Raw genomic sequence first — 25,823 nt, 5'->3', positions numbered from 1 at the left:
ACGGAATCAAACGCGATGCCCAGCCTGCACCTCCTGCAGAACCTTCCGGCCCCAGGGCCGGAAGAGCACTTTGAGGAGATCCTGAAACGCCCAGGCGTGCGCCTTGAGCGCATCGTTTCAGACGGTCAGGTCAGCCCGCCTGGATTCTGGTATCAGCAGAATTATGATGAATGGGTTGTTGTACTACAGGGTGCGGGCCATCTTGAATATGACAATGGAAACATCGATATCCTGGCCCCAGGAGATGCCGTATTGATTCCAGCAGGCCGCCGCCACCGAGTGGCCTACACCGAACCACGCACCGTATGGCTGGCGCTGCATTTTGACGCGCCAGATTCAGCGCCGCAACTTGCGTAACTGTTCCCTGATCTGCGCCGCCCACTGGTGCGCCAAAATCCAGGCCGGATGGCTTTTCACCCGGTTATAGACCGCAGTACGCAGATTCACAAACCACTGCCACAGCTGCGCAAACCACGCCAGCCGCATCAGGGTATCGCGCGTCAGGGCGAAAATCCGCGCACATATTGCCGTACCTACCACCTTGGCGCCCAGAAAGACCCCTGTGCCCATCACAAAATGGCCCTTGCTCAGCAACCAGATCCCCACAATCTTGAAGGGCAGCAGCGTCAGCACCGGCACTGCGTAGCAGGCCAGCGCCAGCCAGGGCGGCGCACGCCGCAACAGGGCTTCAAGCTGGCGGATGACCGGCAAGGAGCCCAGCAGGCGCATCAACTCGCCCAGCGGCTCCCACAGCCATTCTTCCAGCCACAACAACAAAGCCAACAGCAGAACAAACGGAAATCCCAGGGTACGGCGCCAACGCGAATAGTTCTGCTTCATGCGCAACTGCTTTCTATCTGCGGCAATTTCCCATAAATGCGACCGCACAGCGGAATTTCAAGGGCCAGAGGGGCATCATCGGATGAGCGTCCGGGCCCTGTATCTCAAGCTCAGATACAATTCGATACAACAATACCAGCGTGCCCATCGGTTTTGGGCGCGATATCAACAGAGGAAGCACACTTGGCGGGGTGCGGAGTTGCATACACGGATTCGCCACCCCAAATACGGGAAGAGGCTATGAAATTCACGTTCGAAGCGATTGCTGTGCTGCTGATGGCCGGATGCGCATCCGTCGCAGTCAACGGGGATATTCTGGAAAAGCGCACCTCCAACGCCTTGGGGCTCGCGCCAAGCAATTTCGTGATCACCAGCCGCGTCAATGAAGGTGTGCGTACCGACTACGTCGTCAAAACCAAGAGCAACAAGATCTACTACTGCTATGTCACCGGCACCTATAGCTTCATGGGCCGTGTGGTATCAGACGCCATCTGCTCGTCAGGTAACGGCTCCAGCTCCAATCCTGATGACAACTCACTGGCCCGCGCGGCCAAGGCCAAAAACCTGTAAGACTCGCGATTGGGGGCACCTCGTGACTGTGCCCCGCCACATCCCCGCTTATTTGACATCAAATGCCCCAGATGCGGCCAGCACGCCGTGGCCCATATGTACCCGGATGGCTTCAAAGGCAGCTATCATGAGGTTTTGCAGCGCCTCGCTGCCAAGCGGATCATCTGCACCCATTGCGCACACCAGCAGATTTCCGATCAGCCAATACCCTACCAGCTATGGTTCCTCACCAGCTACCGTGGCAAAGCCCTGTGGGCAAACAACAGGGCTCATCTGGAATTGCTGATCGCATACCTTGCTGGTGAGCGGATGCAATTCAACCCCGATACCCAGGCCATGCTGGAAACACTCCCACAATGGATGATCCTGCGTCACAACCGCCAGAAAGTTATCCACAGCTTGCGAAAGATGCACAATGCACGATGACTAATGTTAAGAGCTATTTTCCGTGCATTACTCTTCTTATTGCTCCGTCCTTTTTGTCGATTTGAATGAAGAAAGTTCCTCCTGCATGTGATTGAGGCAAACATCCTTCGATAGTCCATACTCCTTCTAGCAAGGTTACTTTGTAGGGTTTTTGGCGTTCAATGTTCTCTTTGCCGTATATTGCAAATAGCACAGCCTCCGCTATGCCAATGGCGATATATTCGTTCGGTACCACTCCTGCTGATGGATGATACCCGCCTGCTTGCTCTGAATAGGCGGGAGGGATCATCAGCCCGGAAAAACAGGCGAGTGCAGCAAGTATCAGAAGCTTCTTCAGCGTATTTCTTTTCATAATTATCCACAGGCTGATCCATGACGAGAAACACCTTATCACGTCTTACTCTGCTGCTGGGCATGTCGGTGCTTACCAATGCGTCATGCATCTCCTTTGCTGACATTTCATTTCTCCCATAGCCTGTTCAGAAGCACAATGCGGGTGGCTCAAATAGGTTCTGTTCATTTTTCAGAATTTCTTTACTTGAAAAATATTCAAATTGACGTTTTGCCAAGCTGCAACAACGCCGTAGCAGCAGAGCAACATCAGTATCTGAATCAAGCATGCATGGGCCTCTTGCAAACGCCTCCGAGCAAGCTTCAATGTCAATATCTAGATAGAAAGATCCATCAGCCATATCTATCAAATGATGTTCAAGCTCTGAAAAGGATATTTCCTTCCGCTCATATTTCCAACTTAGAAATCCAATAGAAAGCTCGGTGTACGCGACACCATCAGCAATTCCATCTTCAAACATTTTTTTGTGCAGGGTTGATGAAATCTCGCTCGAGTCGATACACATAGCCAGATCAATGAGCCAATGAGGGAGCACAGGAATGTCGTTTGAAACTTCTTCAACCCATTGTTGGATGTAGTCAAAGCCAAGAAATTCTGTTTCTGCACAAACACAGAGTATGAGCAGCAAGGAATGTTCATGTACTTTGGTGTTCATGTCAGAACTCTGGCACCTGGGTTGAAATTACTTGTGCAGCGGTGGATTTGGGCCACAATCGGCTTGATTCTTGGGTTCAAGGCTATGAAATGAGCTGTTCAGCCATTCATCAACAAGAATGTTGCCGGTCTGTTCGATTTTTTGGGCAACGGCAGGGAGGTATTCGGCCAGCGCACTTGCTGTGTCTTCCACACCTAGGCGCTGCATGATCCACCAGCGATCAAACATTTGGGTGCTGATCGAGGCGCTGCCCAGTAGCGCCAAGGCGTCTTCGTCGTTTGACAATGGGGTGTATTCCCGAAGACTGGCCAGCCACAGGAGTTTCATCTGCAGCGTATGTTCGTTTGCGCCCCAGGCGGTGCGCCCTCCTTCTTCATTTTCAAGAAGGACTGTTTCCGTGAGGACAGCAGCGAACCCGCGATCCGCGTGGCCGTTGAGCTGTTCGATGAGTTCCGGCTTGGCTGTAACGATGTAGTAAGCCTTGTAACGCATTTCGGTTTTGTGCAGTCCCTGATGTGTGCTGCCCTAGTTGGGCACCTGGGGCGGTGTGTGCTTGTTTTCCACGCGACCAAAGCAGCGTTCGGCGGCGAGGATTGAGTGGGCCCAGGGGCGGTGGGTGGCGGGTTCGCACATGGATTGGTGCATCTGGAATACGCCGGGGGCATCTTGTTGGAGGATGCGGGTGGCGGCCTCCACGTCTTGCGGACGCACGCGGTAGCATTGCTCGATGAGCGGAACCTGGCTGGGGTGGATGGCGGTTTTGCCGACGAGCCCGTGGTTGAGGTCTTGCTCGATTTCCTGGTACAGGGTCTGCGTGTCGTCCAGATGCTCGAAGACCGGGGCGGTGAGTGAGAATCCGTAGGGGATAAAGGTGGTGGCGAGCCTTGAGATCACCTGTCCGATGGGGGTGGCGTAGATGGTGTGTCCACGCGGGCGGCGCATGCGCAGTAGCGAGAGCAGGTCGTTGCCGCCAATGCGTAGGCTGAGGATATGCTCGCGCCATTGTGCGCCGTCCATGCGACGCAGGAGTTGTTGCAGATCGTGGTCGTTGAAGACTTCGCGGGTTTCCAGCGTGGGCATCACCCAGTATTGGGGCTTGTCTGCGGCGGCAATCAGCGCCATGTAGTGGTCGATGTTGTCGGCAGTTACTTTGGGCAGCACGAAGCCGTCAATGCGTTCGATGCCGGGCATGGCCAATATCTGCCTGAGTACTTCAAGATTGCGTGCGCGTACAAAGCGCAGGCGCCCTTCAAGGGCTTGCAGTTGGGGGAGTGCCTCAGCGAGTTGGGCCAGCGCTGTGGATAAGTCAGCCGGGGCGACGGAGTCTTCGGTGCAGAAGATGAGCGAGCGCACGTTGGCGAGCTTTTGCGCGCTGGCGATCTGGGCCAGATCAGGGTGGGTGGCCGGAACGTACAGGCTCGCGCCGAGCATGGGTTGATTACGCATCGGAAGCACTCCTGATGAGGGATATGGCGTTAAGCAGCAGATCGGGGCGTTCTTCGATGGGGACGTTCTTTTCCTGCGCCAGGGCGATCAAATGTTGCACAGCCGGGAACTGGCGGTCGCGCACGATCAGGCGGTCTGGCAGGCGGCGCAGCAGCACGCGCGTGGCTTCGCCAATCCCGGGCTTGATGAGGTTGTGGTCGGTAATGCCGTAGCGGGCCATTTCAGTGGCGATAAAGGCGTCGCTTTGCCGTGACTGGGCCTGCTTGTCGATGGGGGCAGACTTATCCACAGCCTGGGGTTCAAGCAGCAAAGTTTGCGCAGCCTGCACAATTTCATCCACAAACCACACCGAGAGGTCGTCGTCGGCAAATTCGGAGAAATACACGCAGCCGTGGTAATCCTGGGGGCCAATCGCATGGTTGAGCACCGAACGGCTGACGAGGCCAGAGACGGTGGCGTTCAGGATCGAGGAGGGGATCAGGTAATCCTCCACTGTGGCCGCACAATGGGCCTTGCCTGCGAGGTCCGCGAGCACGTAGAGATCAGGCCGGATCGCCGCACCCATCTTGCGGTTGTATGCACCCACTGCATGCTCAAGTTCGGCGGTGATGACGCCTTTGCCCGTCCAGCCGTCGATGAAGACGATGGATTCGGGCTTGGCGCCGCGCGCCAGAATGGTATTGAGGGCGTTGGCGTCAATGCCGCGATCCCGGATGATCGACACCGAATAGTGGGCGATGGGCTGGCCGGTGAGCTGGCGCAGCAGATGGGCCAGGATGGCACCCACCGGCGTGCCTGCGCGGGCCAGTGAGACGAGCGTGGGCGCGTCTCTGACCTCTTGGCGGATGAGTTGGGCCAGGGTGAGGCAATCTCGGGCCATGCGCGTGCGGTTCATCGCGTGCGCCTGCAGGAAGAGCTGGCGGTAGCGCTCCGAAGGCAGCCGCTCGGGCGAGAGCATCTCGCTGTAATGGCGTTGGCCGGACTGGATGAGGCGTTCCTTCTCCCGCGTATCCTCGATCATCGTGACCGGGATCGGCTTGAGCAGGAATTCAACGTCTTGCGGGCGGTAGCTACCGTGGAAGCTCATGCCTCTCCCCTCAGGCGCAGGGCCGCAATCTGGCTGGCGGCGGGGACGATCATGTAATCACAGGCACCAATGAAGTTCAGGTCCACAAGGCTGTCACCCATCCCGAAACTGAGTACCTGATGGCCTGCCTCCGCATAGCGCTGGCGCAAGTTATCCACAGCATGGCGTTTGTCCAGCCAGCGCGGGATCAGCGCCAGATTGTTGCTGTTGATATGGATGTAGAGGTCAGGCAGGTGGCCCGCTTCGCGTTCGCGCAGGCAGAATTCAGCCGCAACGGCCACAGCAGCATCGTTGCCGGAGCTGGACTTGGCGACCACGTAGAAGGGGATGTCGAAGTCCCGAATTAGGCGAATCCGCAGATCCAGCCCCAGGCGTTCGCTTTCAGCGAGCAGGGCGTCTGTCCAGCGCTGCAGATCGGCCTGGCTGGCTTCGGCTTTTGCCGCGCTGGCTGCTTGCCAGATGGGGTCGGGTTGGCCATCGGCATTCAGGATGATGCCACCGTAGTTGATGATGGCTTCAGCCTGGAAAGAGATATCCACACGCCGATAGGCATCGTGATTGCGGGCGGTGACGGGGATCACCGTCATCTCACGCATGAACAGCTCCAGCATCGCCTGCTGCTGCGGGTTGGCGTAGGAGATGGCCGAGCCATCAGAAAGAAAAGCCAGCGGGCGCCAATCCTGTGCCGGGCTCATCTTGCGATGGCTCTGGAAGAGCGTGTCGTCCAGATCAGCAAACAGGATTTTCTTCAATCTCGAACTCCGAACGGAAATGCAGCAAGCGGGCGCCCAGCAGGCGGGCGGTTTCAGTCAAGGCCGGGTTGGGGCCGGTTTCGTGGCACAGGAAGCAGTGATCGTACTGGCCTGCGTGGTAGTTGTAGAGGTAATTGGTGATCCCCTCGCCGTAATTGTCCGGGAAGCTCATGACAGTATGAATCGGCCCCCAGGGCACAATCGGCGAACGCGTGGTGGCATGCATCTTCACCTCTGCCCCGGTGGCCTGCTGCAAGGCGCGCGCGAGCACGAAGGCGGCGTGCATGAATTCACCGCTGCCCAGCACCAGCACCTTGTCGCCAGCCCGGATGCCCTGGGCAATCTTATCCACAGCCTGGGGCGGCAAGCTCACGCAGCTGGTGCGGCCCAGGCGGGCAAAACCGTTGTCCTGCAAATGGGGGACGTTGGCGGCACCCGATTGGGCGGCAGGCGCGTTGTGGATAATTTTGCCATTGGGCTCGAACTGCCATTGCCCGTAGAGCAGCGCACCTTCGCTCAATTGCGCCGGAATCCGCTCGTGCAGCGCAGCGCGGCGGGCCGCACCAGTGAAATCTGTAATCGCGGCGAAATGCACATGCGATATGGCCGGTGCATGACTGCGGCAGGCGTGGGTGAGGTTCACAAAGGTGTTGCCGGTGCTGATCTCATCATCAATGAGTACCAGGGAACGCGCCTGCTGGAATTTTGCGCGGATGGCCGCATCCTTGGGTTCGTACAGCCACAGCAGCGGGGCGTGGCTATGGGCTTCCTCAAAGTGGATGGGGGTGTTGCCCGGTACCTCATAACGGGTGGTGTGCAGGTAGAGTGCATCTACTTCAGGGTGCTCACGCCGCCACGCTTCAAATACACCTTGCCCGAGGCAGGTGGCCGTTTCCGCCATGCCAATAAAGACGATGGGCTGCGGCAGCGTCGGGATGCGCCGGGCGATGCGCACATGCACATCGGCCATGGCTGCGGGGGTAACGGCCAGATGCTTGCCCAGCACGTGGGAGACGAACAGGAAGGCACGCTTGGGATTGTTCCGGGTGGCAAGGCTGAACAGATCCTGCGGCGCCAGCTCCGAGTTATCCACAGCTACTTCCAGGCGCCCCAGGGGTAGGTCGCCCACTATCCGCGTCTCGGTGTGCGAAGGAGTCGAAAGCGCTATCACGAGAACACCGTTGCCTGATTGTATTCACCTACCCGCATGCCTTCGGCAATCGGTGGAATGGAAAGCATGCCGTAGCCCTGATCAAAGCCTGCCAGACCCAGATAAGGCAGGTTCGGCCCTGCCAGACAGGCCATGGCGACCCCGCCGGACATGCGCGGGTTGATCTCCAGGATGCGCAGGCCATCGCGCCCTTCCTTGAACTGGATATTGGCGTAACCGTTCAGGCCAAATTGAGTGGTGATCTGTTGGCAGGCGATCTGGATATCCTCACGGGTATCAATGATCTGCCCGACATTCAGCCCCAGAGGCTTGCGCCGGGCCACCGCGCACTTGAGGCTGCCGTGGTCAGCCACGCAATCCACGCTGAATTCATGCCCGGCCAGATATTCCATGACCAGCAGGGTCGGGAAGCTGCCTTGGGCAGCCAGCATGGTGCGCAGCGAAGCGAGGTCAATCTGGTATTCGTGCCCACCGGCAAAGATGTCGAATGCGGTGCGATCTTCACGAATCCGGCGGAAACCGATGCCGTACACCGACACCGCAGGCTTGAGGCACAGGGCTTCGTGGCGTTTGCCCAACTCCGCGTAGGCGTGGTCGAACTCGTCGATGTTCGTGCAGGGCAGATATTCAGCCGAAGGGGCCTGTGGACAATTTACGGTGGCGTAAAACTGCCCCTTGTTGTGGATAAGTTCCAGGTTGGCGTGGCTCGCGCAACTCATGATCCGGGTGCCGATGCGCGCAAAGCGCTCGTGCGACTCGGCCAGCAGCGCAGCTTCCTTGCCGGGAACGAAGATGCCGATATTGTGCTCGACGCAAAAGCGCTCGCACCAATCCACATAGTCGGCGCCTGTGAGCTTGGAGGGCTCATCAAAGAACTGATGAGCCACCAGCTTGACCAGTGCATGCGGGTTCGGGCTGGACGCCAGCAGTTCGTAACGCCCCTCGACATCAGCCTCGCGGATAAGACGTAATGCAGAATGAATGGAAGAAAATGTCTTGTTGAACCAGACTCGCATGTACTTGCCTTGATTATAGGTGTGGAAGGATTTGCGGCATCAGGTCTTCAAACGTTCTGCCGTTGCCGTTCTCGCCAATGGCATGCATCTTCCATTCACCGTTATGACGATACAATTTTGCCATGATCTGTGCAGAATGCGTGCCTTGCGCACTCAGGTTGTAGCGGGCGACTTCCTTGTTGGTGGCTTGATCCACAATCCGGCAGAACGCGTTCTTGACCTCAGCAAAGGTCTGCCCGCGAAAGCTGTTGACGGTAAATACCAGGGATTTCACATTGGCTGGCACTTTATCGAGATTGACGATGATCTGTTCATCGTCCCCGTCACCAGCGCCTGTCAGGTTGTCCCCGGTATGCTCAATGCTGCCGTCTTCACTCTCAAGCTGGCAAAACCATACGGTATCGAGCAGGTTGCGGTTTTCGTCAAACATCAGGCAGGAGGCATCTAGGTCAATGCTCTGGCTGCCACCGCCAAAGCCGAAAAAGCTCTTCTTTTCGGCAACATCCCAACCCAAACCCATCACAACAACAGACAGGGCGCCGCCGTTTTCCTTGGCAAGGCTGATTTTCTGGCCTTTTTGCAGATCGACTGACATGTGTGCTCCTTATGTAACCGTGGTGTGATCAGCTCTTTGAACCCATTTGAGAGTTCAGCCATGAAATGAAGGTGCCGCGATTCCGTGAGCATACGACGACACGTCCGCGCCCCGAGAACTTCAAAACCAGCCCCTCGCCACTGGTCACGCTGTTGACCAGATTGCCAAGCAGGCCCTTGTTTTGCGAGGTGGATGTGGATATCTCATAACGCAGGTTCGCGTCCCAGGCCACCACGTGGCCATTGTCGATGGTCATGCCCTTTTCGGGGGTGACATCCAGGGTGAAAATCGAGCCGAAGCCGGAGACAACCAGCTTGCCCGTGCCACTGGAGCGACCGATGAAAAAGCCGCCTGTACCGCCAAACAAGGCGTTGCCAATGCCTTGTGATTGGGCCACCACCTGCACACCATCGGTCGCCGCAACATAGGCATCGTCGGAGATGCAGTATTGCACATTACCCACATCCAGCACTTCCAGGCCGCCCGGCAAGCGTGGTGAGAGCAGACAGTCACCATCGCCACGGGTGGCGGTGATGTGCTGCTGGAAGAAGCTTTCACCATTGGTAAAGCGCCGCATCACAGCTTGCAGGATGCCACCTTGCATCTTGCCGGCAAGGTCAAGGGCGTCTTCCATCATGACCATGGCATCGCTTTCGCAATAGATGGATTCCCCCTTGCGCAGTGATACGTGGAGGAAGGGATCTACATCACCGGTGACGGTAAATACAGGCATCTGGGCACCTCTTTGATTGCAGAATGTGGGGGGAGCGGTCAGGGAATCATGCCGTGGCCGCGAACCAGCTTGACCCACTCGGGATACTCGTCCATCAACAGGTCAAACAGCGCTTCATCCGGGTGTTCCTCAGGATGTTCAACACTGAAGAACGCCGCGTTATCCACAAGGCGGCCACTGAGTTCGTCGAGCTTCTCCAGGAAGGGGAAATTCGAGTCTGAAAAGAAGCTCAATGCCTTGCTCTTGGACTTGCGCCCTTTGCCAATGCCCATGAACTGCCAGAAGATCGGTTCGTGGCTGGATTCGCGCAACAGGCGCTCAGTCAGCGGCTGATCAGCCGTGCCACCATCGGTGACGAACATCACATACACCGGCGTGTCGGCCTTCTTGATCTGCTGCGGCCCGGTGGCAGGGGTCTTGTGGAAATAGTATTCACGGATGGCCTGCATGGCGCGCCCATAGCGGGTATCGCCTTCCAGTGGATACTTTTTGATCAGGGACTCAATGTAATTGCGGTTGTTGCCGATCCCCAGTGGGTCGGGCTGATGTACATTGGCGCCAAACAGGAAGACATCAATCTCGCCATCGTCATCAAAGCGGCAGCCCAGAGCCAGAATGCGCTCGGCAAACTTCTGTACTGCGCCACTCTTGTAGAGCGAATGCATGGAGCCGGAGATATCGAGGCACAGGCATACCCGTGCGCGGTGGGCACCCAGTCCGGCCTTTTCCAGACTCACGCTGGCTTTTTTGACCAGTGAGACCAGATGCGGCGCTTCTTTTTCGATACGCTTGTCCAGCGATACCCTGGCCGCAGTCTGCGCGCTGGGCGCTGCCGGGGCCGAAGTTGGCGCAGAGGAGGCCACTTCTCCACCAAAATGGGTCACCAGCGCATCCAGCCCTCCATTGAAGCCTTGGCCAACGGGGCTCAGGCGCCAATGGTCATCCTTGCGGTACACCTCGATGAGCATCACCGCCCGCTCATCCTTGAACAGGGCACCGGAAAAATCGAAACTCGCCACCACCTGCCCGGCATCATCTACGATTTGTGCGCGGCTGTTGCCCAGGCTGCCCAGCACCCCGTTACCGTCAATGGCCAGGGTCAGGACAAGTGCATGAATCGAGCCGGGCAGGGCGGCAAGCCGGAATTCGAAGCGGTTGGCATCCGCCAGCCGAACACCGCCACAGGGGCTTGCCGGCTGGTTGAAAAACGTCATGTAACGTTCATCAGAGAGCTTACGTGCCGCATCCAGGCCGAAACAGGCGCTGTCGATGGTAAGCCCGGCGTTGTTGCATTCCAGCTTGATACTGAAATTACCGTTGGGTAAGCCAAGATCGGCAAGCTTCAGGCGCTGGCCACGGGATAGGGTTTGCATGGGCAAAAGACCAAAAAAAAGCACGGCGCGCCACGCGCCGTGCCGGGAGTGGAATTTAGACGTTTACGCCAAAATTCTTGGCCAGGGGGCCCAGCCCGCCTTGGAAGCCTTGGCCGACAGCCTTGAACTTCCAGTCAGCGCCATTGCGATAGATTTCGCCGAAGATCATCGCCGTTTCGACGGAAGCATCTTCAGACAGGTCGTACTTGGCGATTTCAACGTCTCCCGCTGCATTGACGCAGCGGATGTAGGCCTTGGCGACCATGCCGAAATTCTGCTTGCGGGCTTCGGCGTCGTGAATCGTGACGGAAACGGCGATGCGTTCCACCTCGGCAGGAACCTTGCCCAGTTCGATGACGATCGATTCGTCGTCCCCTTCACCCGCACCAGTACGATTGTCGCCCGAGTGCGTAATCGAACCATCGGAGGACTTGGGCTGGTTGTAGAAAATGAAATCTGCATCGCTGCGAACTTTGCCCGATGCATTCAGCATGAAGGCGCTAGCATCCAGGTCAAAGCCGGCGCCATCGGTAGCGCGCACATCCCAACCCAGGCCGACGATCATCTTCGTCATGGTTGGAGCTTCTTTGCTCAGGTTGACATTACCGCCTTTTTGCAGACTGATTGCCATGTTTTAACGCTCCTTCTCGATATATGAGATGAAAAGTAGTTGCTCAGGTGACATTCACGCCGTACTGCATGCACAGTGCGTACAGGCCGCCTGAGTAGCCTTGTCCGACGGCGCGGAATTTCCACTCCGAACCCCGGCGGTAGATTTCACCGAATACCATAGCGGTCTCGGTGGAATAGTCTTCTGAAAGATCAAAACGCAGGATTTCCTGGTTCGTATCCGAATTGACCAGCCGCACAAAGGCATCATGCACCATGCCGAAGTTCTGGTTGCGTGCCTCGGCTTCGTGGATGGTCACGGCAATGACCAGTCGGCTGACATGCTCGGGTACCTTGTTCAGGGCTACCTTGATGGCTTCATCATCCCCTTCACCCGCGCCAGTCCGGTTGTCTCCGGTGTGTTCAACAGAGCGGCAAGGTGAGCTGAGCTGGTTGTAGAAAATGAACCAGTCGTCACTTTGCACTTTGCCATTTTCGCCCACCATGAACAGACTCGCGTCCAGGTCAAAATCCAAGCCATTGGTCGTGCGCGCTTCCCAGCCCAAGCCAATGAGCACATTGCTCAGGCTGACATCGGCTTTCGACAGAGAAACGTTTTCGCCCTTTTTGAGTGACAAGGCCATTTCAGACAACTCCCATTCAATCTAGTTCGATCTGCGCAGTTGTTTTTACAGCCAAACGGGGTGTTGATCACGCCGTCTGGCCTGCGCGTGTCCAGGCTTGCAAGCCCAGACTTATTTTTTGCTTTGCTCTTCCGCCTCTTCCTTGGGCGGGAACAGCAGTGAAGCCACGATCCCGACTGCCAGGGTTCCTAGCACGATCCCCAGGCTTACCCCCGGAGAGATATCGATGCCGGTATCCGAGACGGCGTGGTTCCAGGATTGCAGCGCCATCTTGGAGCCGATGAAAAACAGCAGCACGATCACGGCCTTTTCCAAGTAGGCGAGATACTTGGTCAATGCAGCCAGCACAAAGTACAGGCTACGCAGCCCCAGGATGGCGAAGATCATGGCAGCGTACACCAGCAAGGGCTCCTGGGTGACCGCGATGACGGCGGGCACGGAGTCGAAGGCGAAGGCGATATCCGAGGTTTCAATCGCCATCAGGCACAGGAAGGCTGGGGTGGCATACAGCAAGCCGTTGCGGGTGACGGCTGACGTCATCCCGTTGGAGATCACTTCATCGTGGCGGATAAAGAAGCGGTGCAGGTGCAAACGGGTGTAGATGGGCATGAGCTTGCCGGTTACGCGCACGCTCCAGTGGTCGGAATAATCTTCCACTTCATCATCATCATCTCCACCGGATTGCAGCATTTTGACGGCACTCCACAGCACGAAGGCGGCAAACACAAAGCCGACCCAGGGGCTGGCCATGAAGAGGCCCGTGCCGATGGAGACGAAAATGGCGCGGAAGATCAATGCGCCGATGATCCCCCAGTACAGGATGCGGTGTTGCAACACGTCCTTGATGCTGAACGAGGCAAAGATGGCCATGAATACCATCAGGTTATCCACAGACAAACTCTTTTCCAGCGCGTAACCTGCCAGATACAGATCCGCCCAACCTTTGCTGAAGCGAACCCACAGGTAGCCATAGAACAAAAGGGCAAGGGTGATCCAGAAAGCCGACCATTTGGCGGCATCCGCCATCGTGATCTCGGTGGCTTTGCGGTGGGCCACCAGATCCAGATAGACAGACAGGGCAATCACCGCAAAGAAAATCACAAGGGCTTCAAGTGGAAAGCCGAAATGCTGCATGAAATTAATCTCCTAAAAGTGCAATATTGCATGCCCACCTGTAAAAGACAAGCGCATCCCCGCACATGACGATCGGGCGCCAGCAACCGTCCGATTGGTGGAGGGTTGCCTAGATGCGTTCGGCGGTGCAGTATTGCGCCTAAATATTACATAGTTTGATATGAGGCGGCGTGTTTTGACCTGTATGGGTTGCGCAAGTTTCAAGCCAGGACTTATTTCCGTAATGATTGCTGATAGGAGCGCACCAAAATTAAGCCGACTTTTCAATTTCTAGTTTCCCGTCCCCATCGTTTTTTCGCGCTGGGATGCGGCCTGGGTCTCGCGCCTGTGGCGCCAGGGACTTTTGGCACGCTGGGCGGTTTTGTATTGGCCTGGGCACTGCTCGGGCTTCCCGTGTGGGCGTGGTCGGTGGTGCTGGTGCTGTGTTTTGCGCTGGGCTGCTGGATCTGCGATGAGGCGGGCCGCGCGCTTGGCGTACCCGATCATGGCTCAATCGTGTGGGATGAAATCGTCGCCTTTGCCTGGGTGTTGTTATGCGCCCCGTTTACCTGGTGGGCATGGATTGCTGCTTTTCTGCTGTTCCGCTTTTTTGATGTGCTCAAGCCCTGGCCGATCCATCTGGCCGATGCCCGGTTCAAGAACGGCTTTGGTGTCATGTTTGACGATTTTCTGGCCGCCATCTACGCCATTGCCGTGATGCTGGGCGGGTTGGCACTCTGGCATTGGGCAGGGAAGTGACATTTATTCTTGATTTTTTCTTGAAGGGTTGAGCGATGCGACGTCTACCTGTCTACCTTGTGATCGACACCTCGGGGTCGATGTTTGGTGAGCCGATTGAAGCCGTCAAGAACGGTTTGCAGATGCTGATCACCAGCTTGCGTCAAGACCCCTACGCGCTGGAAACCGCCTACGTTTCCGTGCTGACCTTCGCCAGTGAAGCCCGCCAACTCGTGCCGCTGACCGAGCTTTCCCAGTTCCAAAGCCCCGAACTGACCGCTTCGGGCACCACCGCCATGGGTGAAGCCCTGGTGCTGCTGGCTGATTGCATCAAGCGTGAAGTGCAGAAAGGCACCGCCGAGCAGAAGGGGGACTGGAAGCCGGTGGTGTTCCTGCTCAGTGATGGCGCCCCAACCGATGATCTGAACCCCGGCATCAAGGCGCTGGCCACCGTCAAGACTGGCACCTTCGTGTGCTGTGCTGCCGGGCAGTCTGCCGATACCAGTTCGCTGAAGCGGATTTCCGAGATCGTGGTCAATCTGGATACTGCCGACAGCAATTCGATCAAGAGCTTCTTCAAGTGGGTGTCCTCGTCCATTTCCGTGTCCAGCCAGAAGGTGGAGTTGGCCAAGAAAGATGTGGCCGGTCTGGATGACCTTCCGCCACCGCCACCTGAAGTCAATGTGGTGATGTGAAATGTGTGGCGCACGCGCTCAGTCTCTATGAATTTGCGATATCTATAATGATTATGCAAAATACTTGATTGGGTGTGATTCCTGAATGCTTGTTTTCATTGCTATTGCAACAAGGGGGTAAAAGATGGGCGTGAGTTTGAAGAAGGGCGAGGGCGTAAGCCTGCGCAAAGACGGAGAATTCGATCTGTCCTCGGTCACCATCGGCCTGGGTTGGGATGTGGCAGAACAGAAGAAGGGTTTTCTCAGCTCCCTGTTCGGCGGCGAAGCTGAAGATCATGACCTGGACGCCATCGCCTTTTTGCTGGGCAAGGATGGCAAGGTCCACAGTCTTGGGGATGCCAGCGCATCGGGCTCGCCCACGCTGATCAACGGGGACGTGGTTTTCTTCAATTCACAACGCCACCCCTCTGGCGCCATCTACCTGACCGGGGATAACCGCACTGGCGCCGGTGATGGGGACGACGAGCAGATCATCGTCAAGCTCGACCAGATGCCTGCGCAATATGAGAGCATCATTTTTCTGGTGGCGATTTACGAAGGCAAGCAGAAAAAGCAATCTTTCGGCCAGATCAAGAATACCTTTATCCGCGCCGTGGATGCCAAGGGCAAGGAAATCTGCCGTTTTGATGTCAGTGGGGATGCCGCCTATGCGCGCTATTGCTCGATGACCTTTGCCGAAGTCACCCGCCAGGGCGATGGCTGGCAGTTCCGTGCCATTGGCATACCGCACGAAACCGACAGTTTCGTCAGCCTGCTCCAACAAACCTATCTGTAGGAAACATTCATGAGCCGTCGCTTGCTGACCTACCTGTGCATCGATACGTCCGGGTCGATGAATGGAGAACCCATCGTTGCCGTCAATGCCGGTTTGCAGGCACTGCTGACTTCGCTACGCAGCAATCCGTATGCGCTTGAGAGTGTGCACCTGTCGATCACCACCTTTGACTCGGACATCAAGGAAGTGCTGCCGATGACCTCGGTGGCCGATGTGCGCCTGCCCGAAATCACCTGCCCGCGCTCCGGTGCCACCCTCCTGGGGGAGGCACTGGAACACATTTATGCACAGGTGCAGCGGGATGTGCACAAATCCACGGCGACCGAGAAGGGCGACTGGAAGCCGATCCTGGTCATCCTTACCGATGGCAAGCCGACGGATACCCTGGCGTACACCGAAGTGATTCCGCGTATCCAGTCCTGCGGGTTTGCCAAGATCGTGGCCTGTGCCGCAGGCCCCAAGGCCGACCCCGGGCAGCTCAAGCGCCTGACTGACCATGTGGTGAGCCTGGACACCATGGATGCGGCCAGTTTCAGCAAGTTCTTCGAATGGGTGTCGGCCACCTTCTCCAAGGATAGCCAGAGCCTGGGGGCGACCCGCTCGGCCGCGACCGAACTGCCACCCCCGCCACCCGAACTCAACATCGTGCTCTAAGCAGAGGTTGTATGCGTCGCCTACCTGTATTCCTGGTTGTAGATGTCTCCGAAAGCATGGCGGGTGAAAATCTGCGCAGCCTGCAGGAAGGGATGGAACGCCTGATCAAGACCCTGCGCACCGACCCCTATGCGCTGGAAACCGCCTACCTTTCGGTGATCGCCTTTGCCGGGCGGGCCAAGACCTTGACCCCGCTGGTTGAACTGGTCGCCTTCTACTCGCCACGCCTGCCCCTGGGTTCCGGCACTTCGATGGGCGCGGCGCTTGAGCACCTGATGGGCGAGATCGACCGCAACGTCAAGCGCTCCACCCCGGAACAGAAGGGGGACTTCAAGCCCCTCGTCTTCCTGATGACCGATGGCAAGAGCACGGACGACCCCACGGCCGTGCTCACACGCTGGAAGAATCATTACGCCTCCCGGGTCAATCTGGTGGCCATCGGTATCGGGCCGTATGCCTCGCTGGAGGCGCTATCCACCATTACGCCCAATGTGTTGCGCATCGAAAGCGCCACCGAGCAGGACTTCAAGAAGTTCATCGACTGGATCAGCGCCAGCGTCAGCACCCAGAGCCGCAGCATCGGCTCGGGCGAACCCGCCGCAGTTTCCTTGGCCAAGTTTGATGATTCGGTGATGAAGAAAATCGAAACCATCGCCCAGGCCACCGCCGTGGATGAAGATTTTGTGGTGATCCAGGGGCGTTGCCAGACCACCAAGCTGCCCTACCTCCTCAAGTACGAGCGCGCCAAACAAGCCCTGGCAACCCGCGACTTCCGCATGGATGCCGTGCACTACAACCTGGTCGGCGTGTTTGCGGCCGAGCGGGATTTTGACGAACTCTCCGACCCCCGCGCCAGCGCACGCACCATCAGCACCGAATCGCTGATCGGCTCGCCCGGCTGCCCACATTGCGGCGCGGCTTACGCGTTTGCTGCATGCAGTTGCGGCCAGATTTTCTGTGTGCAGGGCGAAGGCCAAGCCACCTGCCCAGGCTGCCAGAAACAACTGAACATGAGCATGGCTGAAGGCGATTTTGACGTAACACGCTCAAGAGGTTAAGGCATGCGAGACGCACGCATGCAGTTCCTGATTTCCGTGTTGGGCAGCGACGGCGCCAAGGATTTCGCCAGATTTCTGGATGATCCCAAGGTCGCCAAGACTTTTGCAGGGTTTGAAAGTTTTATCCACAAGGAGTGGAAACGCTTCACTGCGGATCATCCGCCGGAAGTCACCAAATGGGAGCCACCGGCCTTTGATGCCACGCCTGTGCTACCTACCCCGGCGGAGCCATTGACCGAGTCGACCTTGCCCGTGGCCGTGCCCGACGTACCGGCTGAGGTGGAATCCATAGTGTCTGCCGCTCCGGCAGACACTGAACCAGACGAGGAGACTGCTCCCGCCACAATGCCCGCCCCGGTTGCCGAGGCGGGTGCTGCAGGATCTTCCCCCCAACCTGTTACGGAGCCTGCCGTGAGCATTTTGCCCGCTCCTGCCCCTCAGCCCCCTGTGCCCAGGGAACGCCCCCCGGTCAGCTTCCGCCTGCGCAATGCGCGGCAAAGTGAAGCCTTCCAGGAGACGATTGTTTTTGACCCAGCCAATGCACAACTGCGTTTTATCGACATCCTGTTTCCGCCAGAATTAGGCCTGAGCTGCGATTTGAGCACTGGCGTGGTCCAAGGCACCCCGGCGTTGAGCGGGGATTTCTCCATCCCGCTGCGCTACCGCTTTGGCGACGATTCCCCGCTCGCGGAACGCACCGGCAAGCTGAGTCTGTACGTGAATCCTGACCCCAAACTACTGTGGAAAAACCTGCCTTCCGACCGCAATGACCCCTTGTGGAAAGAAGACGAAGCCAGCCAGCAGCTTGCCGGGCAGACTCGTCAGATTGTGGCGGCGCGCAAACGCGGTCGCTCGCATGCGCATGTGGGTAGCTGTTGCGACGACGACTTCTTCCTCCACCACAACCCGGATACGGGCTGGTACATTGCCATCGTCGCCGATGGGGCGGGCAGTGCCAAATCCTCCCGGCGCGGTTCGCAACTGGCCGTGCAGGCCGCAGGCAGCTATCTGAAGGAAGCCCTCGCAGGGGAGGGGGGCGACAAGGTTGCCGCCGCTGTAACCGCTCTCCAGTCGGCCCCTGAGGGGGGGAGTGAGACCAATCGGCTGCTTCTGCGCAATGCGCTCTACGTCACGGTGGGCCACGCCGCCTACCGTGCCATGAAAGTGCTCACCGATGAGGCCCAGACTCGTGCCGAAGTGGTCGGCTCGCTCAAGGACTTATCCACAACGCTCTTGATAGGCGCGGCCCGCAAGTTCGGCTCCAAATGGCTATGCGCCGCGTATTGGGTGGGTGACGGTGCCGTGGGTGTGTACCGGCAAGGGCAGGGCATTGAACTGCTCGGGGACGTGGATGCCGGTGAGTATTCCGGCCAGACCCGCTTCCTGGATGCAGCCGAAGTTTCCCAGGAGGCGCTGCTCAAGCGCACGCGCTTTACCCTGTGTGAGGACTTCACTGCCTTCCTGCTTATGACCGATGGGGTCTCCGACCCGAAATTCGAAACCGAAGCCCGCTTGGCCAGCCCCGAAGCCTGGGATGCCCTGTGGGCCGATCTGGAGGCCGGTGCCAGCCTCAGCCAGCGCGATGGTCAACAGGCCCAGCGGGTATTGAGCTGGCTGGATTTCTGGTCACAGGGCAATCACGACGACCGTACGCTCGCAATCATCTACTGAGGTTTTGCATGTCTGCTGAAATCATCACCCTGACCGCCAGCGATGGCGGCACCGTGCGGTTCATCAACGAAGTCCGGGCGCAGGGCGGGGTCAAGGACGTGATGTTCAGCCCGGATGGTCAATACGTGGTTGCCTTCTTCCGTGACAAGGCCGAACCCGCCGCCAAGGAACGTCTGCTGGAGATCACCGGACGCTATAGGGAGAAAATCTTCGGCCAGGAAGGTGGCGACTACCTGCAAAAACTGTACTGCTGGCCGACCGCCGTAGTCGAACACGAAGGGCGCCTGGGCGTGGTGGTGCCTTTCTACCGGGATTGCTTCTTTTTCGAGTACGGTTCGAAAAACAATGACATGCTCGGCATCCGCAAGAAGGAGAAAGTCGGCAAGTGGTTCGCCACCCCCAACCATCGCGCCAAGTTCCTCGACTCCCGCGAGTTGGGCGACTGGATGCGCCACCTCAAGGTATGCCTGATGCTTGCGCGTGCAGTACGCCGTATGCATATGGCGGGCCTGAGCCACTCCGACCTTGGCTACAACAACTGCCTGATCGACCCTACCACCGGGCAAGCCTGCCTGATCGATATCGACGGCTTGGTCGTACCCGGAAAGCATCCCCCTGCCGTGATTGGCACGCCGGATTTCATCGCCCCCGAAGTGGTGATGACCAGCCACTTGCCCAAGGATGACCCTCAGCGCAAGCTGCCTTCACGCACCACCGACCTGCATGCCTTGGCCGTGCTGATCTACATGTACCTGCTCTACCGCCACCCCTTGAGGGGCGACAAGGTGCATGACGTGAATGACCCCCAGCTTGACGAAGAATTGATGATGGGCGAAAAGGCCCTGTTTGTGGAGCACCCGACGGATGCTTCCAACCGCATCAAGGCTGCCAACGCCAAGGCCAGTGAATTGCCCTGGAAAGACACCAGCAAACTGCCCTATCGTATTACCGGCCCCTATCTTTCGGCCCTGTTTGAGCGCGCCTTTATCGAAGGCCTGCATGACCCGGCCAAACGCCCCACCGCCGATGAATGGGAAACCGCACTGGTCAAGACGGTCGACCTGCTCCAACCCTGTTCGAACGTCAACTGCGAGCAGAAATGGTATGCCTTTGACAACACCCTGTCACCCAAATGCCCCTTCTGTGGCAGCGTGCATCGTGGCAAGCTACCGGTGCTCAACCTCTACTCATCGCATGCCAAAGGCAAGTTCCTGCCGGACAACCACCGCGTGATGGTCTACAGTGGGCAATCGGTTTTCCGCTGGCACGAAAACCGCTTCATCTTCCCGAATGAAAAAATCTCCGCAGAAGATGCACGCCGCGTAGGCTATTTTGTCGAGCATCAGGGCAACTGGTATCTCGTCAATGAACACCTGCCCCAGATGCGTGACGTGCGCACCAATCAGGATATCCCCATAGGTGGCAAGATCGCGCTTGAAGACGGCGCGCAGATCCTGCTCTCGCAAGAGACAGGCGGGCGGCTACTGGTGGTGCAGATGTCGGGGTCATAGATTCGCCTTGCGCCAGGGGATGGATAATCTGGCGGATCACCCGCGCTGCGGGCCTGTGCATAACTTTGGTTTTTTTGGAATATTTCATGCCGAAACTGTCTTTTCGCTTGTCCATTGGCAAGGTCACTCTTCTTCTGCTCATTGCCAATATCGCTGTGTATGCCATTCAGGTGTATGGCGGTGTGGATTGGAAAGAACCCACGGTGGGCGACCTTTTGTCACATGGCGGCAACGCCGCGCCCTTTACCCTGATGGGGCAGCCCTGGCGGCTGGCTTCCAGCATGTTTGTGCATGGCGGTATCGTGCATCTGGCCATGAACATGTACATGCTGTTTATATGCGGCACCTTCGCCGAGCGGGTTTTCGGTTCGATCCGCTTTGCAACGGTATATCTGGTGGCGGGGCTGTTTGGCAGTTTTGCCAGCGCTTGGTGGAATGCCAATCGCGTTGAATCTGCCACGAACGCCGTGGCCAACTTTCCGGCCTTGCCCATGGGCCTGCCTATTGGGCCGCAGTTGGAACTGGTGGTCAGCGTGGGGGCTTCGGGAGCACTCCTTGGTATGGCGGGTGCATGTCTGGCGCGGCATTTTCTGCGTACTGCTCGCGGTGGGGAAGGTGCGGACAATGGCATGGCCGGGGCGCTGACTCAGACTGTTGCACTGACGCTGGTCATGGGCTTTGCCGGGCGTGGTATCGACAATGCCTGCCACGTTGGTGGCCTGATTGCGGGCATGATTGCAGGGGCTGTGCTCTCCATGTCCTGGGTGGATGGCTCCGTGGCTCGCCGTGTCTTGGCGTCAGCGCTGGTGGTGTTTGCCAGCCTGGGCATGCTCTACCCGCTGGTGAATCAACCTGCTTCTGCTGCCCTGCAGGAACTTCATGATCAGGTGCAGACTGAACTCAATGATCAGGCAAAGGAGCAGGCCCAGGCTCTGGAAAAGAAGCAGCTTGCCGCCATGATTGAGGCGGACCGCAAGAATGCGCCGACGCCGGTTGATGAGAAAACAGCACGGGGGCTGGTGATTCCACTTGGCGAAACTGTTTCGAGCATGGTGTTGGGCAAGGACGGCAAGCACCTGTATATGAGCCTGGGTGAGGCCAATGCCCTGTGGATTGTTGATCTGACCACACAGCAGCTTGTGGATAAGATTGCAGGCCCGGCCTTTGCTGGTAAGAAACCGGCGTGTGGCAACGTCTGCCGGGGGCGTGGGGCAAAAGGTGTGGCCCTGAGCCCGGATGAGCGTTTTGCATATGTCAGCTCAATGGTTGAAGATGGTGTGGCGATTATTGACCTCAGCACAAAGAAGCTGGTAGGGCAAATCCACACTGGGAGTTATCCGGGGCCGTTAAGGGTAAGCGCAGATGGGCGCCGGGCCTACGTGCTCAATATCGTGGACAACAGCGTCAGCGCGCTGGACCTGCAGACCCGGCAGGCCTTGGGCAAGCCCTTTGAATTGTCTGGTGGCTCGGCGGCCAACTTACCATTTGGTCATCCTGTGAGTCTGTGGCTGGCCAATGCCGACAGCCAGATTCTGGTCTATGACAACCCGAAGGATGTTCTGGATGTACTGGATGCAAGCAGTCTCAAGCTCTTGAAAAGTATCCCGCTCACCGAAGGCAATGTATTTTTTGGTGCTATTTCGTCCAGCCAGAAAAAGCCCTTGTGGATCATGGGCAGCCTGGGGCTGGAGGGCGTGGATCTGGACAAGGGCACGGTCACGCAGGGCTTGCCTGCTTGTGGGGAAAGACTGGACAGTTTCGCAATTGATTCAAGCCCGGATAACACTTTTGTCATGGTGGCGGATCAGCGTCGCTCCACCTTGCGGCGGGTCAAGCTTGCCACCATGCAGACTGTCGGGGTATTTCCGCTCCAGGGCTGGCCGGGGCCGGTTTTGTTTGCACCGGATGGCCACCATGTTTATGCCATCAGCAACGGGGCATCGCCCGAACAGCGCAGCCTTTCCATTCTCGACATCACCAAATCAATGGATGCACAGGCTTACGTACAGGAAAATGGTGAGCTGTTGTGCACCGCCGATAAGCAATGAGCATCATGCATACCACCTGCCAGTTTCCAGGCCGCTACATACAGGGGCCGACTGCTTTGCAGGCCTTGAACACCGAGCTTGTCCGCCTGGGCGGCCGCGCGATGTTGCTGCAGGATGATTTCGCCGCCAAGTCACTGGGGCCGAGGCTGGCGGCGCAACTGACCGAAGCGGGGCTGCTGGCGGGCGAGGCGGTATTGAGTGGCCCCAACAGCGAGGCCAATGCTAGCGTCAATGCCCAGGCGATTCAGCGCTGTGGCGCACAAGTGTTGCTGGGCGTTGGCGGCGGCAAGGTCCTGGATGCGGCCAAGGCAGCGGCCGAGTTGGCCGGGGTGGCCCTGATCCTGATCCCCAGTGCCGCGTCCACCGATGCGCCCTGCAGTTCGGTGGCGGTGATGCAGACCGGGGAGGGCGCCTTCTCCCACTATCGCTTCCTGCGTCATAACCCTGCCTGTGTGCTGGTCGACACCAGCGTGATCGCCTCTGCACCACTACGCATGCTAGTCGCCGGTATTGGGGACGCCCTCAGCACTTGGTTCGAGGCAGAGGAATCCCGCCAGCAGGGCTGGCTGAATATTGCGGGCACGCCGCCCTCGGCCCTCGCCTTGGCGATTGCCCGCCAATGCTATGACACGGTGATGGATTGCGCACTGGAGGCCGTAGCGCAGTTGCGCAACAGGCAGCCCGGCGAAGCGTTTGAGCGGATTGTGGAAGCCAATATCCTGCTCTCCGGCCTCGGGTTTGAAAGCGGCGGTTTGGGCACCGCCCACGCCATCCAGAATGGGCTGACTGCCTTGCCAGCCTGCCGGGGCATACTGCATGGCGAGTTGGTTACGTTGGGGCTGCTGGCCATGCTGAATCTGGCACAGGCGGATACTTATCCACAGGTGCGCAGATTCGCCCAGCAACTGGGCCTGCCGGTGAGTCTGGCTGATGTAGGGCTGGCCGATGCCAGCGATGAAATGCTGCTTCAGGCCGCTACCCTGGCCTGCAACTCCGCGCCGATGAATCGCGTGGCGGCGGGCGTGAAGCCTGTGGATATTGTGGCCGCGCTCCGAGCCTGTGGATAAAAATCACTTGATCTGCGGATCATGATGAATCATCACCACGACGCTGCTGCCTGCCCCGCGCCCGGCGTTGAACGCCACGCTGCCTGAGCCGGTATAGACCCATTCTCTGCGTCGTGAATCGCTGCCAAAGTAAAAGGGGATGAAGGCTTTGCCGGTGGCATAGCGACGGGTAATATCAGGGAGGCCCGCGAGCTTCTGAACCTCTGCCTCGCTCATCCCGATCCTGATCGGGCTCAGTCTGCTGCCCTGTTGCGGCGTGCCATAGACTTCACCATCAAACGAGCCATCTGCTGCTTTCACCGGGGTGGGCGCAGGGCCTGTTGCCGGTGGATGGCTGGCGCATGCCGTTAGCATGAACGCGAGAACAGCGGAAAATACAAGAATCCTGTTGTGCTGCATGTGCCTGTCTCCTCCCGGATGGTTTGGATCTTGTCCTGGCCCCCATCTCCCCAGTATGCTTCGCACCGATTCGCCAAGGCAAGTGCGGGCTGCCGAGCGTAATCAAGGCAGTGTACAATTCTGCTCTCGAATAAACCCCACCACGAGTTTTGCTGACTGTTGGTGTGGCGTTCCGCTTTTTACATCATCTACTTGCCCATGCTGTACCTCCCATGTTGAAAAACGCCTCCAGAGCGCTCCGCTTCTTGCCCTTGCTATGCCTGCTTGCAGGCTTATCCACAGCCCGCGCAGACGATGCGCTGCCCAGCACGCCCAAGGCGATCAAAGATTCCATGTTCAACAAACTCGCGCAGGAGCCGGACATCAAGGACGAAAGCTCTGGCAAGTGGGAAGGCTCGCTGGGCCTGGGGCTGACCCTCAGACGCGGAGGCACCAGTTCCAACCAGGGCAGCCTGTCGCTGGATGCCGAGCGCAATATGCGCGAGAGCCGCCTGACCGCCAATGTGCTCGCCGTGCGCAGTTCGGAGAACGGAACCCGTAGTTCAGATACCGCCACGGCGGATTTTCGGGGTGAGCGCAAGCTGGACGAAAATACCTTTGGTTTTGCCGGCATCGGCCTGGAACGCGATGGCCTGCAAGACATGACCCTGCGCAGCAGCGTAAGCAGTGGCTTGGGCTATCGCTGGTTCAACGACGATGAATTCAGCGTCAACCTCTACGGCGGTCTGGCCTATAGCGTGGAGCAGTACCGCACTAATGACGACGCCCGGGGCGTGGAAGCGCTGATCGGCTCCGAGCTGCACTACCAGATCTCCCCCACCAGCCGTTTCTCACAGCGCGTTGTGGCCTACCCGGACTCGATTAACGGCGGCGCACGTTTTGCCTTCCAGGGCGAGCTTAACACCCGCATCAATGCCCACTTCGGCCTGCAACTAGCCGTCTTGCAAAAATACCGTGAAAAGGTGATCGACCAGAACGCTCACTCGGATACCGTGTTTTTTACGGGGATTACTGCGGGTTTCTAAAGCCGCAAGGCCCTAACTCGGAACGCCCTATGCCTAGGACATTTTGGATGGTTGTCCAGGATGGGCGAGTGGGGGGGTATGAGGTGTATAAACCGGAGCTGTTATGAAATATTTATTTTATTGTTATGTTCCTGTTCTTTTATTTTATTTCTTGTTTGGAGTTTTATACTTGATCAATGTATTTAAATCTGGCAAGAAAAACTTTAGTCTAAATGTTATTGATGATATTAAAATTTCAGCACGAAATGGTTCGTTAATTTCTAAAATATTGCTTGTTTTGAACTATGTTGGCGTTGTTCTTGGTTTTATAGTAGTAGTTTTTATGTTTCTGCATATTAAATAATATCTTATTTATTTATTTTCAGATTGTTGCTACACATAAATGCAAGATATTGCTCACCAAAAAACGTTTGTGGTTTATGCAAATCAATAGGAGTATTTATGAAAAATCTCATGTATATCTATATTCCTATTGGGCTGTTTTATATGGTGTTTAATATATTTTTTATATTTAACCTATTTAAATCAGGAAAAACGGTGCGTGGTGGTTACTTGTCTAACGTTAAATACCAAGCAAGTAATGGAATATTAGTTTCAAAAATATTGCTTGTTTTGCATTATGTAATTTCATTTCTAGCCTTTGTATTCTTAGTTCTTATGTTTCTTCATATTAAATAATGCCTCATAGATTTTTGTTGTGTTATTTATATATCATATTAAAAAGTCGCGTATATAAAATACCGCGTACGGCGCACACCTATATCTACTGTCCTGGAGTAGGCCGCCAAAGGGAACAATGG

At 57.2% G+C, this 25,823-nt stretch carries 29 protein-coding genes; 13 read left to right on the top strand and 16 right to left on the bottom strand.

From position 1 onward, the window contains the following. The first annotated feature begins 15 nt into the window (after positions 1-15). Positions 16-357 (top strand): cupin domain-containing protein, encoded by a 342-nt coding sequence (locus B145_RS0102055; protein WP_018604821.1) that lies wholly within the window; start codon positions 16-18, stop codon positions 355-357. Here B145_RS0102055 and B145_RS24090 read toward each other — a convergent pair. Continuing rightward, the gene (locus B145_RS24090; RefSeq protein ID WP_018604820.1) at positions 337-840 is read right to left on the bottom strand and encodes a hypothetical protein; all 504 of its coding nucleotides are present in this window, start codon (positions 838-840) and stop codon (positions 337-339) included. The genes B145_RS0102055 and B145_RS24090 overlap by 21 nt on opposite strands. A gap of 240 nt (positions 841-1,080) precedes the next feature. Between B145_RS24090 and B145_RS24085 the strand changes: the two genes are divergently transcribed. Further along, the gene (locus B145_RS24085) at positions 1,081-1,410 is read left to right on the top strand and encodes a hypothetical protein (RefSeq protein ID WP_018604819.1); all 330 of its coding nucleotides are present in this window, start codon (positions 1,081-1,083) and stop codon (positions 1,408-1,410) included. An 87-nt stretch (positions 1,411-1,497) separates the two neighbouring features. Then, positions 1,498-1,836: a hypothetical protein gene (locus tag B145_RS24080; protein ID WP_157288225.1), complete on the top strand. Its 339-nt coding sequence runs from the start codon at positions 1,498-1,500 to the stop codon at positions 1,834-1,836. 13 nt (positions 1,837-1,849) lie between these two features. On the opposite strand, the gene B145_RS24075 is transcribed toward B145_RS24080, so the two are convergent. From B145_RS24075 to B145_RS0101970, 14 genes are all read right to left on the bottom strand, one after another. Next, on the bottom strand, positions 1,850-2,188 hold the full coding sequence (locus tag B145_RS24075; RefSeq protein ID WP_018604817.1) for an NTF2 fold immunity protein: 339 nt from the start codon (positions 2,186-2,188) through the stop codon (positions 1,850-1,852). A gap of 127 nt (positions 2,189-2,315) precedes the next feature. Next, a complete protein-coding gene (locus B145_RS0102030) occupies positions 2,316-2,843 on the bottom strand; it encodes a hypothetical protein (RefSeq protein ID WP_018604816.1) in 528 nt (175 codons plus the stop codon). A gap of 27 nt (positions 2,844-2,870) precedes the next feature. Beyond that, complete coding sequence (locus tag B145_RS0102025) at positions 2,871-3,335, bottom strand: hypothetical protein (RefSeq protein WP_018604815.1); 465 nt, start codon at positions 3,333-3,335, stop codon at positions 2,871-2,873. Between the two features lie 33 nt (positions 3,336-3,368). Then, the gene (locus B145_RS24070; RefSeq protein WP_018604814.1) at positions 3,369-4,289 is read right to left on the bottom strand and encodes an HpcH/HpaI aldolase/citrate lyase family protein; all 921 of its coding nucleotides are present in this window, start codon (positions 4,287-4,289) and stop codon (positions 3,369-3,371) included. Beyond that, a complete protein-coding gene (locus B145_RS0102015) occupies positions 4,282-5,376 on the bottom strand; it encodes a cysteine protease StiP family protein (protein ID WP_018604813.1) in 1,095 nt (364 codons plus the stop codon). The genes B145_RS24070 and B145_RS0102015 overlap by 8 nt, the downstream gene beginning before the upstream one ends. After that, positions 5,373-6,128 (bottom strand): HAD family hydrolase, encoded by a 756-nt coding sequence (locus tag B145_RS0102010; RefSeq protein WP_018604812.1) that lies wholly within the window; start codon positions 6,126-6,128, stop codon positions 5,373-5,375. Before B145_RS0102010 ends, B145_RS0102015 begins: the two co-directional genes overlap by 4 nt. Further along, entirely contained in the window at positions 6,106-7,257 is a 1,152-nt protein-coding gene (locus B145_RS0102005; protein ID WP_245541814.1) for a phosphoribosyltransferase domain-containing protein, read from the bottom strand. Before B145_RS0102005 ends, B145_RS0102010 begins: the two co-directional genes overlap by 23 nt. A 38-nt stretch (positions 7,258-7,295) precedes the next feature. After that, positions 7,296-8,315 (bottom strand): ATP-grasp domain-containing protein, encoded by a 1,020-nt coding sequence (locus B145_RS0102000; RefSeq protein WP_018604810.1) that lies wholly within the window; start codon positions 8,313-8,315, stop codon positions 7,296-7,298. Positions 8,316-8,328: 13 nt separating this feature from the next. After that, positions 8,329-8,910 (bottom strand): TerD family protein, encoded by a 582-nt coding sequence (locus B145_RS0101995; protein WP_018604809.1) that lies wholly within the window; start codon positions 8,908-8,910, stop codon positions 8,329-8,331. A gap of 28 nt (positions 8,911-8,938) precedes the next feature. Further along, complete coding sequence (locus tag B145_RS0101990; RefSeq protein ID WP_018604808.1) at positions 8,939-9,643, bottom strand: TIGR00266 family protein; 705 nt, start codon at positions 9,641-9,643, stop codon at positions 8,939-8,941. A gap of 38 nt (positions 9,644-9,681) precedes the next feature. Beyond that, a complete protein-coding gene (locus tag B145_RS0101985; protein WP_018604807.1) occupies positions 9,682-11,016 on the bottom strand; it encodes a VWA domain-containing protein in 1,335 nt (444 codons plus the stop codon). A gap of 55 nt (positions 11,017-11,071) precedes the next feature. Further along, positions 11,072-11,647, bottom strand: a complete 576-nt coding sequence (locus tag B145_RS0101980) for a TerD family protein (protein ID WP_018604806.1) — start codon at positions 11,645-11,647, stop codon at positions 11,072-11,074. 43 nt (positions 11,648-11,690) lie between these two features. Beyond that, positions 11,691-12,269 (bottom strand): TerD family protein, encoded by a 579-nt coding sequence (locus B145_RS0101975; protein ID WP_018604805.1) that lies wholly within the window; start codon positions 12,267-12,269, stop codon positions 11,691-11,693. A 111-nt stretch (positions 12,270-12,380) separates the two neighbouring features. Beyond that, positions 12,381-13,403, bottom strand: coding sequence for a TerC/Alx family metal homeostasis membrane protein (locus B145_RS0101970; protein ID WP_018604804.1), 1,023 nt, complete (start codon positions 13,401-13,403; stop codon positions 12,381-12,383). 249 nt (positions 13,404-13,652) lie between these two features. On the opposite strand from B145_RS0101970, the gene B145_RS24065 reads away from it, so the two are divergent. From B145_RS24065 to B145_RS0101925, 9 genes are all read left to right on the top strand, one after another. Then, positions 13,653-14,141: a phosphatidylglycerophosphatase A family protein gene (locus B145_RS24065; protein ID WP_033405944.1), complete on the top strand. Its 489-nt coding sequence runs from the start codon at positions 13,653-13,655 to the stop codon at positions 14,139-14,141. A gap of 35 nt (positions 14,142-14,176) precedes the next feature. Continuing rightward, positions 14,177-14,815, top strand: a complete 639-nt coding sequence (locus tag B145_RS0101960) for a vWA domain-containing protein (protein WP_018604802.1) — start codon at positions 14,177-14,179, stop codon at positions 14,813-14,815. Between the two features lie 124 nt (positions 14,816-14,939). Further along, entirely contained in the window at positions 14,940-15,590 is a 651-nt protein-coding gene (locus B145_RS0101955; RefSeq protein WP_018604801.1) for a TerD family protein, read from the top strand. 9 nt (positions 15,591-15,599) lie between these two features. After that, complete coding sequence (locus tag B145_RS0101950) at positions 15,600-16,244, top strand: vWA domain-containing protein (protein WP_018604800.1); 645 nt, start codon at positions 15,600-15,602, stop codon at positions 16,242-16,244. 11 nt (positions 16,245-16,255) lie between these two features. Further along, on the top strand, positions 16,256-17,302 hold the full coding sequence (locus B145_RS0101945) for a TerY-C metal binding domain-containing protein (protein WP_018604798.1): 1,047 nt from the start codon (positions 16,256-16,258) through the stop codon (positions 17,300-17,302). Between the two features lie 3 nt (positions 17,303-17,305). After that, entirely contained in the window at positions 17,306-18,973 is a 1,668-nt protein-coding gene (locus B145_RS27145) for a PP2C family serine/threonine-protein phosphatase (RefSeq protein ID WP_018604796.1), read from the top strand. Positions 18,974-18,981: 8 nt separating this feature from the next. Further along, complete coding sequence (locus B145_RS0101935; RefSeq protein WP_018604794.1) at positions 18,982-20,484, top strand: helix-hairpin-helix domain-containing protein; 1,503 nt, start codon at positions 18,982-18,984, stop codon at positions 20,482-20,484. A gap of 86 nt (positions 20,485-20,570) precedes the next feature. Continuing rightward, positions 20,571-22,532 carry a rhomboid family intramembrane serine protease gene (locus B145_RS0101930; protein WP_018604792.1) on the top strand — a complete coding sequence of 654 codons (1,962 nt, stop codon included), beginning with the start codon at positions 20,571-20,573 and terminating at the stop codon, positions 22,530-22,532. A gap of 5 nt (positions 22,533-22,537) precedes the next feature. Further along, positions 22,538-23,599 (top strand): glycerol dehydrogenase, encoded by a 1,062-nt coding sequence (locus tag B145_RS0101925; protein WP_026258740.1) that lies wholly within the window; start codon positions 22,538-22,540, stop codon positions 23,597-23,599. Between the two features lie 3 nt (positions 23,600-23,602). On the opposite strand, the gene B145_RS24055 is transcribed toward B145_RS0101925, so the two are convergent. Continuing rightward, a complete protein-coding gene (locus B145_RS24055; RefSeq protein WP_018604788.1) occupies positions 23,603-23,998 on the bottom strand; it encodes a hypothetical protein in 396 nt (131 codons plus the stop codon). Positions 23,999-24,210: 212 nt separating this feature from the next. Here B145_RS24055 and B145_RS0101915 point away from each other — a divergent pair, with 212 nt between their 5' ends. Then, positions 24,211-25,023: a DUF481 domain-containing protein gene (locus B145_RS0101915; protein WP_018604786.1), complete on the top strand. Its 813-nt coding sequence runs from the start codon at positions 24,211-24,213 to the stop codon at positions 25,021-25,023. Positions 25,024-25,823: the final 800 nt, after the last annotated feature.

The organism is Uliginosibacterium gangwonense DSM 18521 (genome assembly GCF_000373965.1).
Taxonomy (GTDB): domain Bacteria; phylum Pseudomonadota; class Gammaproteobacteria; order Burkholderiales; family Rhodocyclaceae; genus Uliginosibacterium; species Uliginosibacterium gangwonense.
The sequence above is the reverse complement of the archived record's forward strand: the minus strand, read 5'-3'. Positions and strand labels throughout refer to the sequence as shown.

What these genes read in the sequence shown, in the direction of transcription:
- B145_RS0101945 (WP_018604798.1), top strand. Translation starts at nt 16,256, where the DNA reads ATGCGTCGCCTACCTGTATTCCTGGTTGTAGATGTCTCCGAAAGCATG.
- B145_RS0101950 (WP_018604800.1), top strand. Translation starts at nt 15,600, where the DNA reads ATGAGCCGTCGCTTGCTGACCTACCTGTGCATCGATACGTCCGGGTCG.
- B145_RS0101980 (WP_018604806.1), bottom strand. Translation starts at nt 11,647, where the DNA reads ATGGCAATCAGTCTGCAAAAAGGCGGTAATGTCAACCTGAGCAAAGAA.
- B145_RS0101935 (WP_018604794.1), top strand. Translation starts at nt 18,982, where the DNA reads ATGTCTGCTGAAATCATCACCCTGACCGCCAGCGATGGCGGCACCGTG.
- B145_RS0101925 (WP_026258740.1), top strand. Translation starts at nt 22,538, where the DNA reads ATGCATACCACCTGCCAGTTTCCAGGCCGCTACATACAGGGGCCGACT.
- B145_RS0102030 (WP_018604816.1), bottom strand. Translation starts at nt 2,843, where the DNA reads ATGAACACCAAAGTACATGAACATTCCTTGCTGCTCATACTCTGTGTT.
- B145_RS0101970 (WP_018604804.1), bottom strand. Translation starts at nt 13,403, where the DNA reads ATGCAGCATTTCGGCTTTCCACTTGAAGCCCTTGTGATTTTCTTTGCG.
- B145_RS24085 (WP_018604819.1), top strand. Translation starts at nt 1,081, where the DNA reads ATGAAATTCACGTTCGAAGCGATTGCTGTGCTGCTGATGGCCGGATGC.
- B145_RS24075 (WP_018604817.1), bottom strand. Translation starts at nt 2,188, where the DNA reads ATGAAAAGAAATACGCTGAAGAAGCTTCTGATACTTGCTGCACTCGCC.
- B145_RS24055 (WP_018604788.1), bottom strand. Translation starts at nt 23,998, where the DNA reads ATGCAGCACAACAGGATTCTTGTATTTTCCGCTGTTCTCGCGTTCATG.
- B145_RS0102055 (WP_018604821.1), top strand. Translation starts at nt 16, where the DNA reads ATGCCCAGCCTGCACCTCCTGCAGAACCTTCCGGCCCCAGGGCCGGAA.
- B145_RS0102000 (WP_018604810.1), bottom strand. Translation starts at nt 8,315, where the DNA reads ATGCGAGTCTGGTTCAACAAGACATTTTCTTCCATTCATTCTGCATTA.
- B145_RS0101975 (WP_018604805.1), bottom strand. Translation starts at nt 12,269, where the DNA reads ATGGCCTTGTCACTCAAAAAGGGCGAAAACGTTTCTCTGTCGAAAGCC.
- B145_RS0101985 (WP_018604807.1), bottom strand. Translation starts at nt 11,016, where the DNA reads ATGCAAACCCTATCCCGTGGCCAGCGCCTGAAGCTTGCCGATCTTGGC.
- B145_RS0101930 (WP_018604792.1), top strand. Translation starts at nt 20,571, where the DNA reads ATGCCGAAACTGTCTTTTCGCTTGTCCATTGGCAAGGTCACTCTTCTT.
- B145_RS0101915 (WP_018604786.1), top strand. Translation starts at nt 24,211, where the DNA reads ATGTTGAAAAACGCCTCCAGAGCGCTCCGCTTCTTGCCCTTGCTATGC.
- B145_RS0101960 (WP_018604802.1), top strand. Translation starts at nt 14,177, where the DNA reads ATGCGACGTCTACCTGTCTACCTTGTGATCGACACCTCGGGGTCGATG.
- B145_RS0102025 (WP_018604815.1), bottom strand. Translation starts at nt 3,335, where the DNA reads ATGCGTTACAAGGCTTACTACATCGTTACAGCCAAGCCGGAACTCATC.
- B145_RS0101995 (WP_018604809.1), bottom strand. Translation starts at nt 8,910, where the DNA reads ATGTCAGTCGATCTGCAAAAAGGCCAGAAAATCAGCCTTGCCAAGGAA.
- B145_RS0102015 (WP_018604813.1), bottom strand. Translation starts at nt 5,376, where the DNA reads ATGAGCTTCCACGGTAGCTACCGCCCGCAAGACGTTGAATTCCTGCTC.
- B145_RS27145 (WP_018604796.1), top strand. Translation starts at nt 17,306, where the DNA reads ATGCGAGACGCACGCATGCAGTTCCTGATTTCCGTGTTGGGCAGCGAC.
- B145_RS24090 (WP_018604820.1), bottom strand. Translation starts at nt 840, where the DNA reads ATGAAGCAGAACTATTCGCGTTGGCGCCGTACCCTGGGATTTCCGTTT.
- B145_RS0101990 (WP_018604808.1), bottom strand. Translation starts at nt 9,643, where the DNA reads ATGCCTGTATTTACCGTCACCGGTGATGTAGATCCCTTCCTCCACGTA.
- B145_RS0101955 (WP_018604801.1), top strand. Translation starts at nt 14,940, where the DNA reads ATGGGCGTGAGTTTGAAGAAGGGCGAGGGCGTAAGCCTGCGCAAAGAC.
- B145_RS24070 (WP_018604814.1), bottom strand. Translation starts at nt 4,289, where the DNA reads ATGCGTAATCAACCCATGCTCGGCGCGAGCCTGTACGTTCCGGCCACC.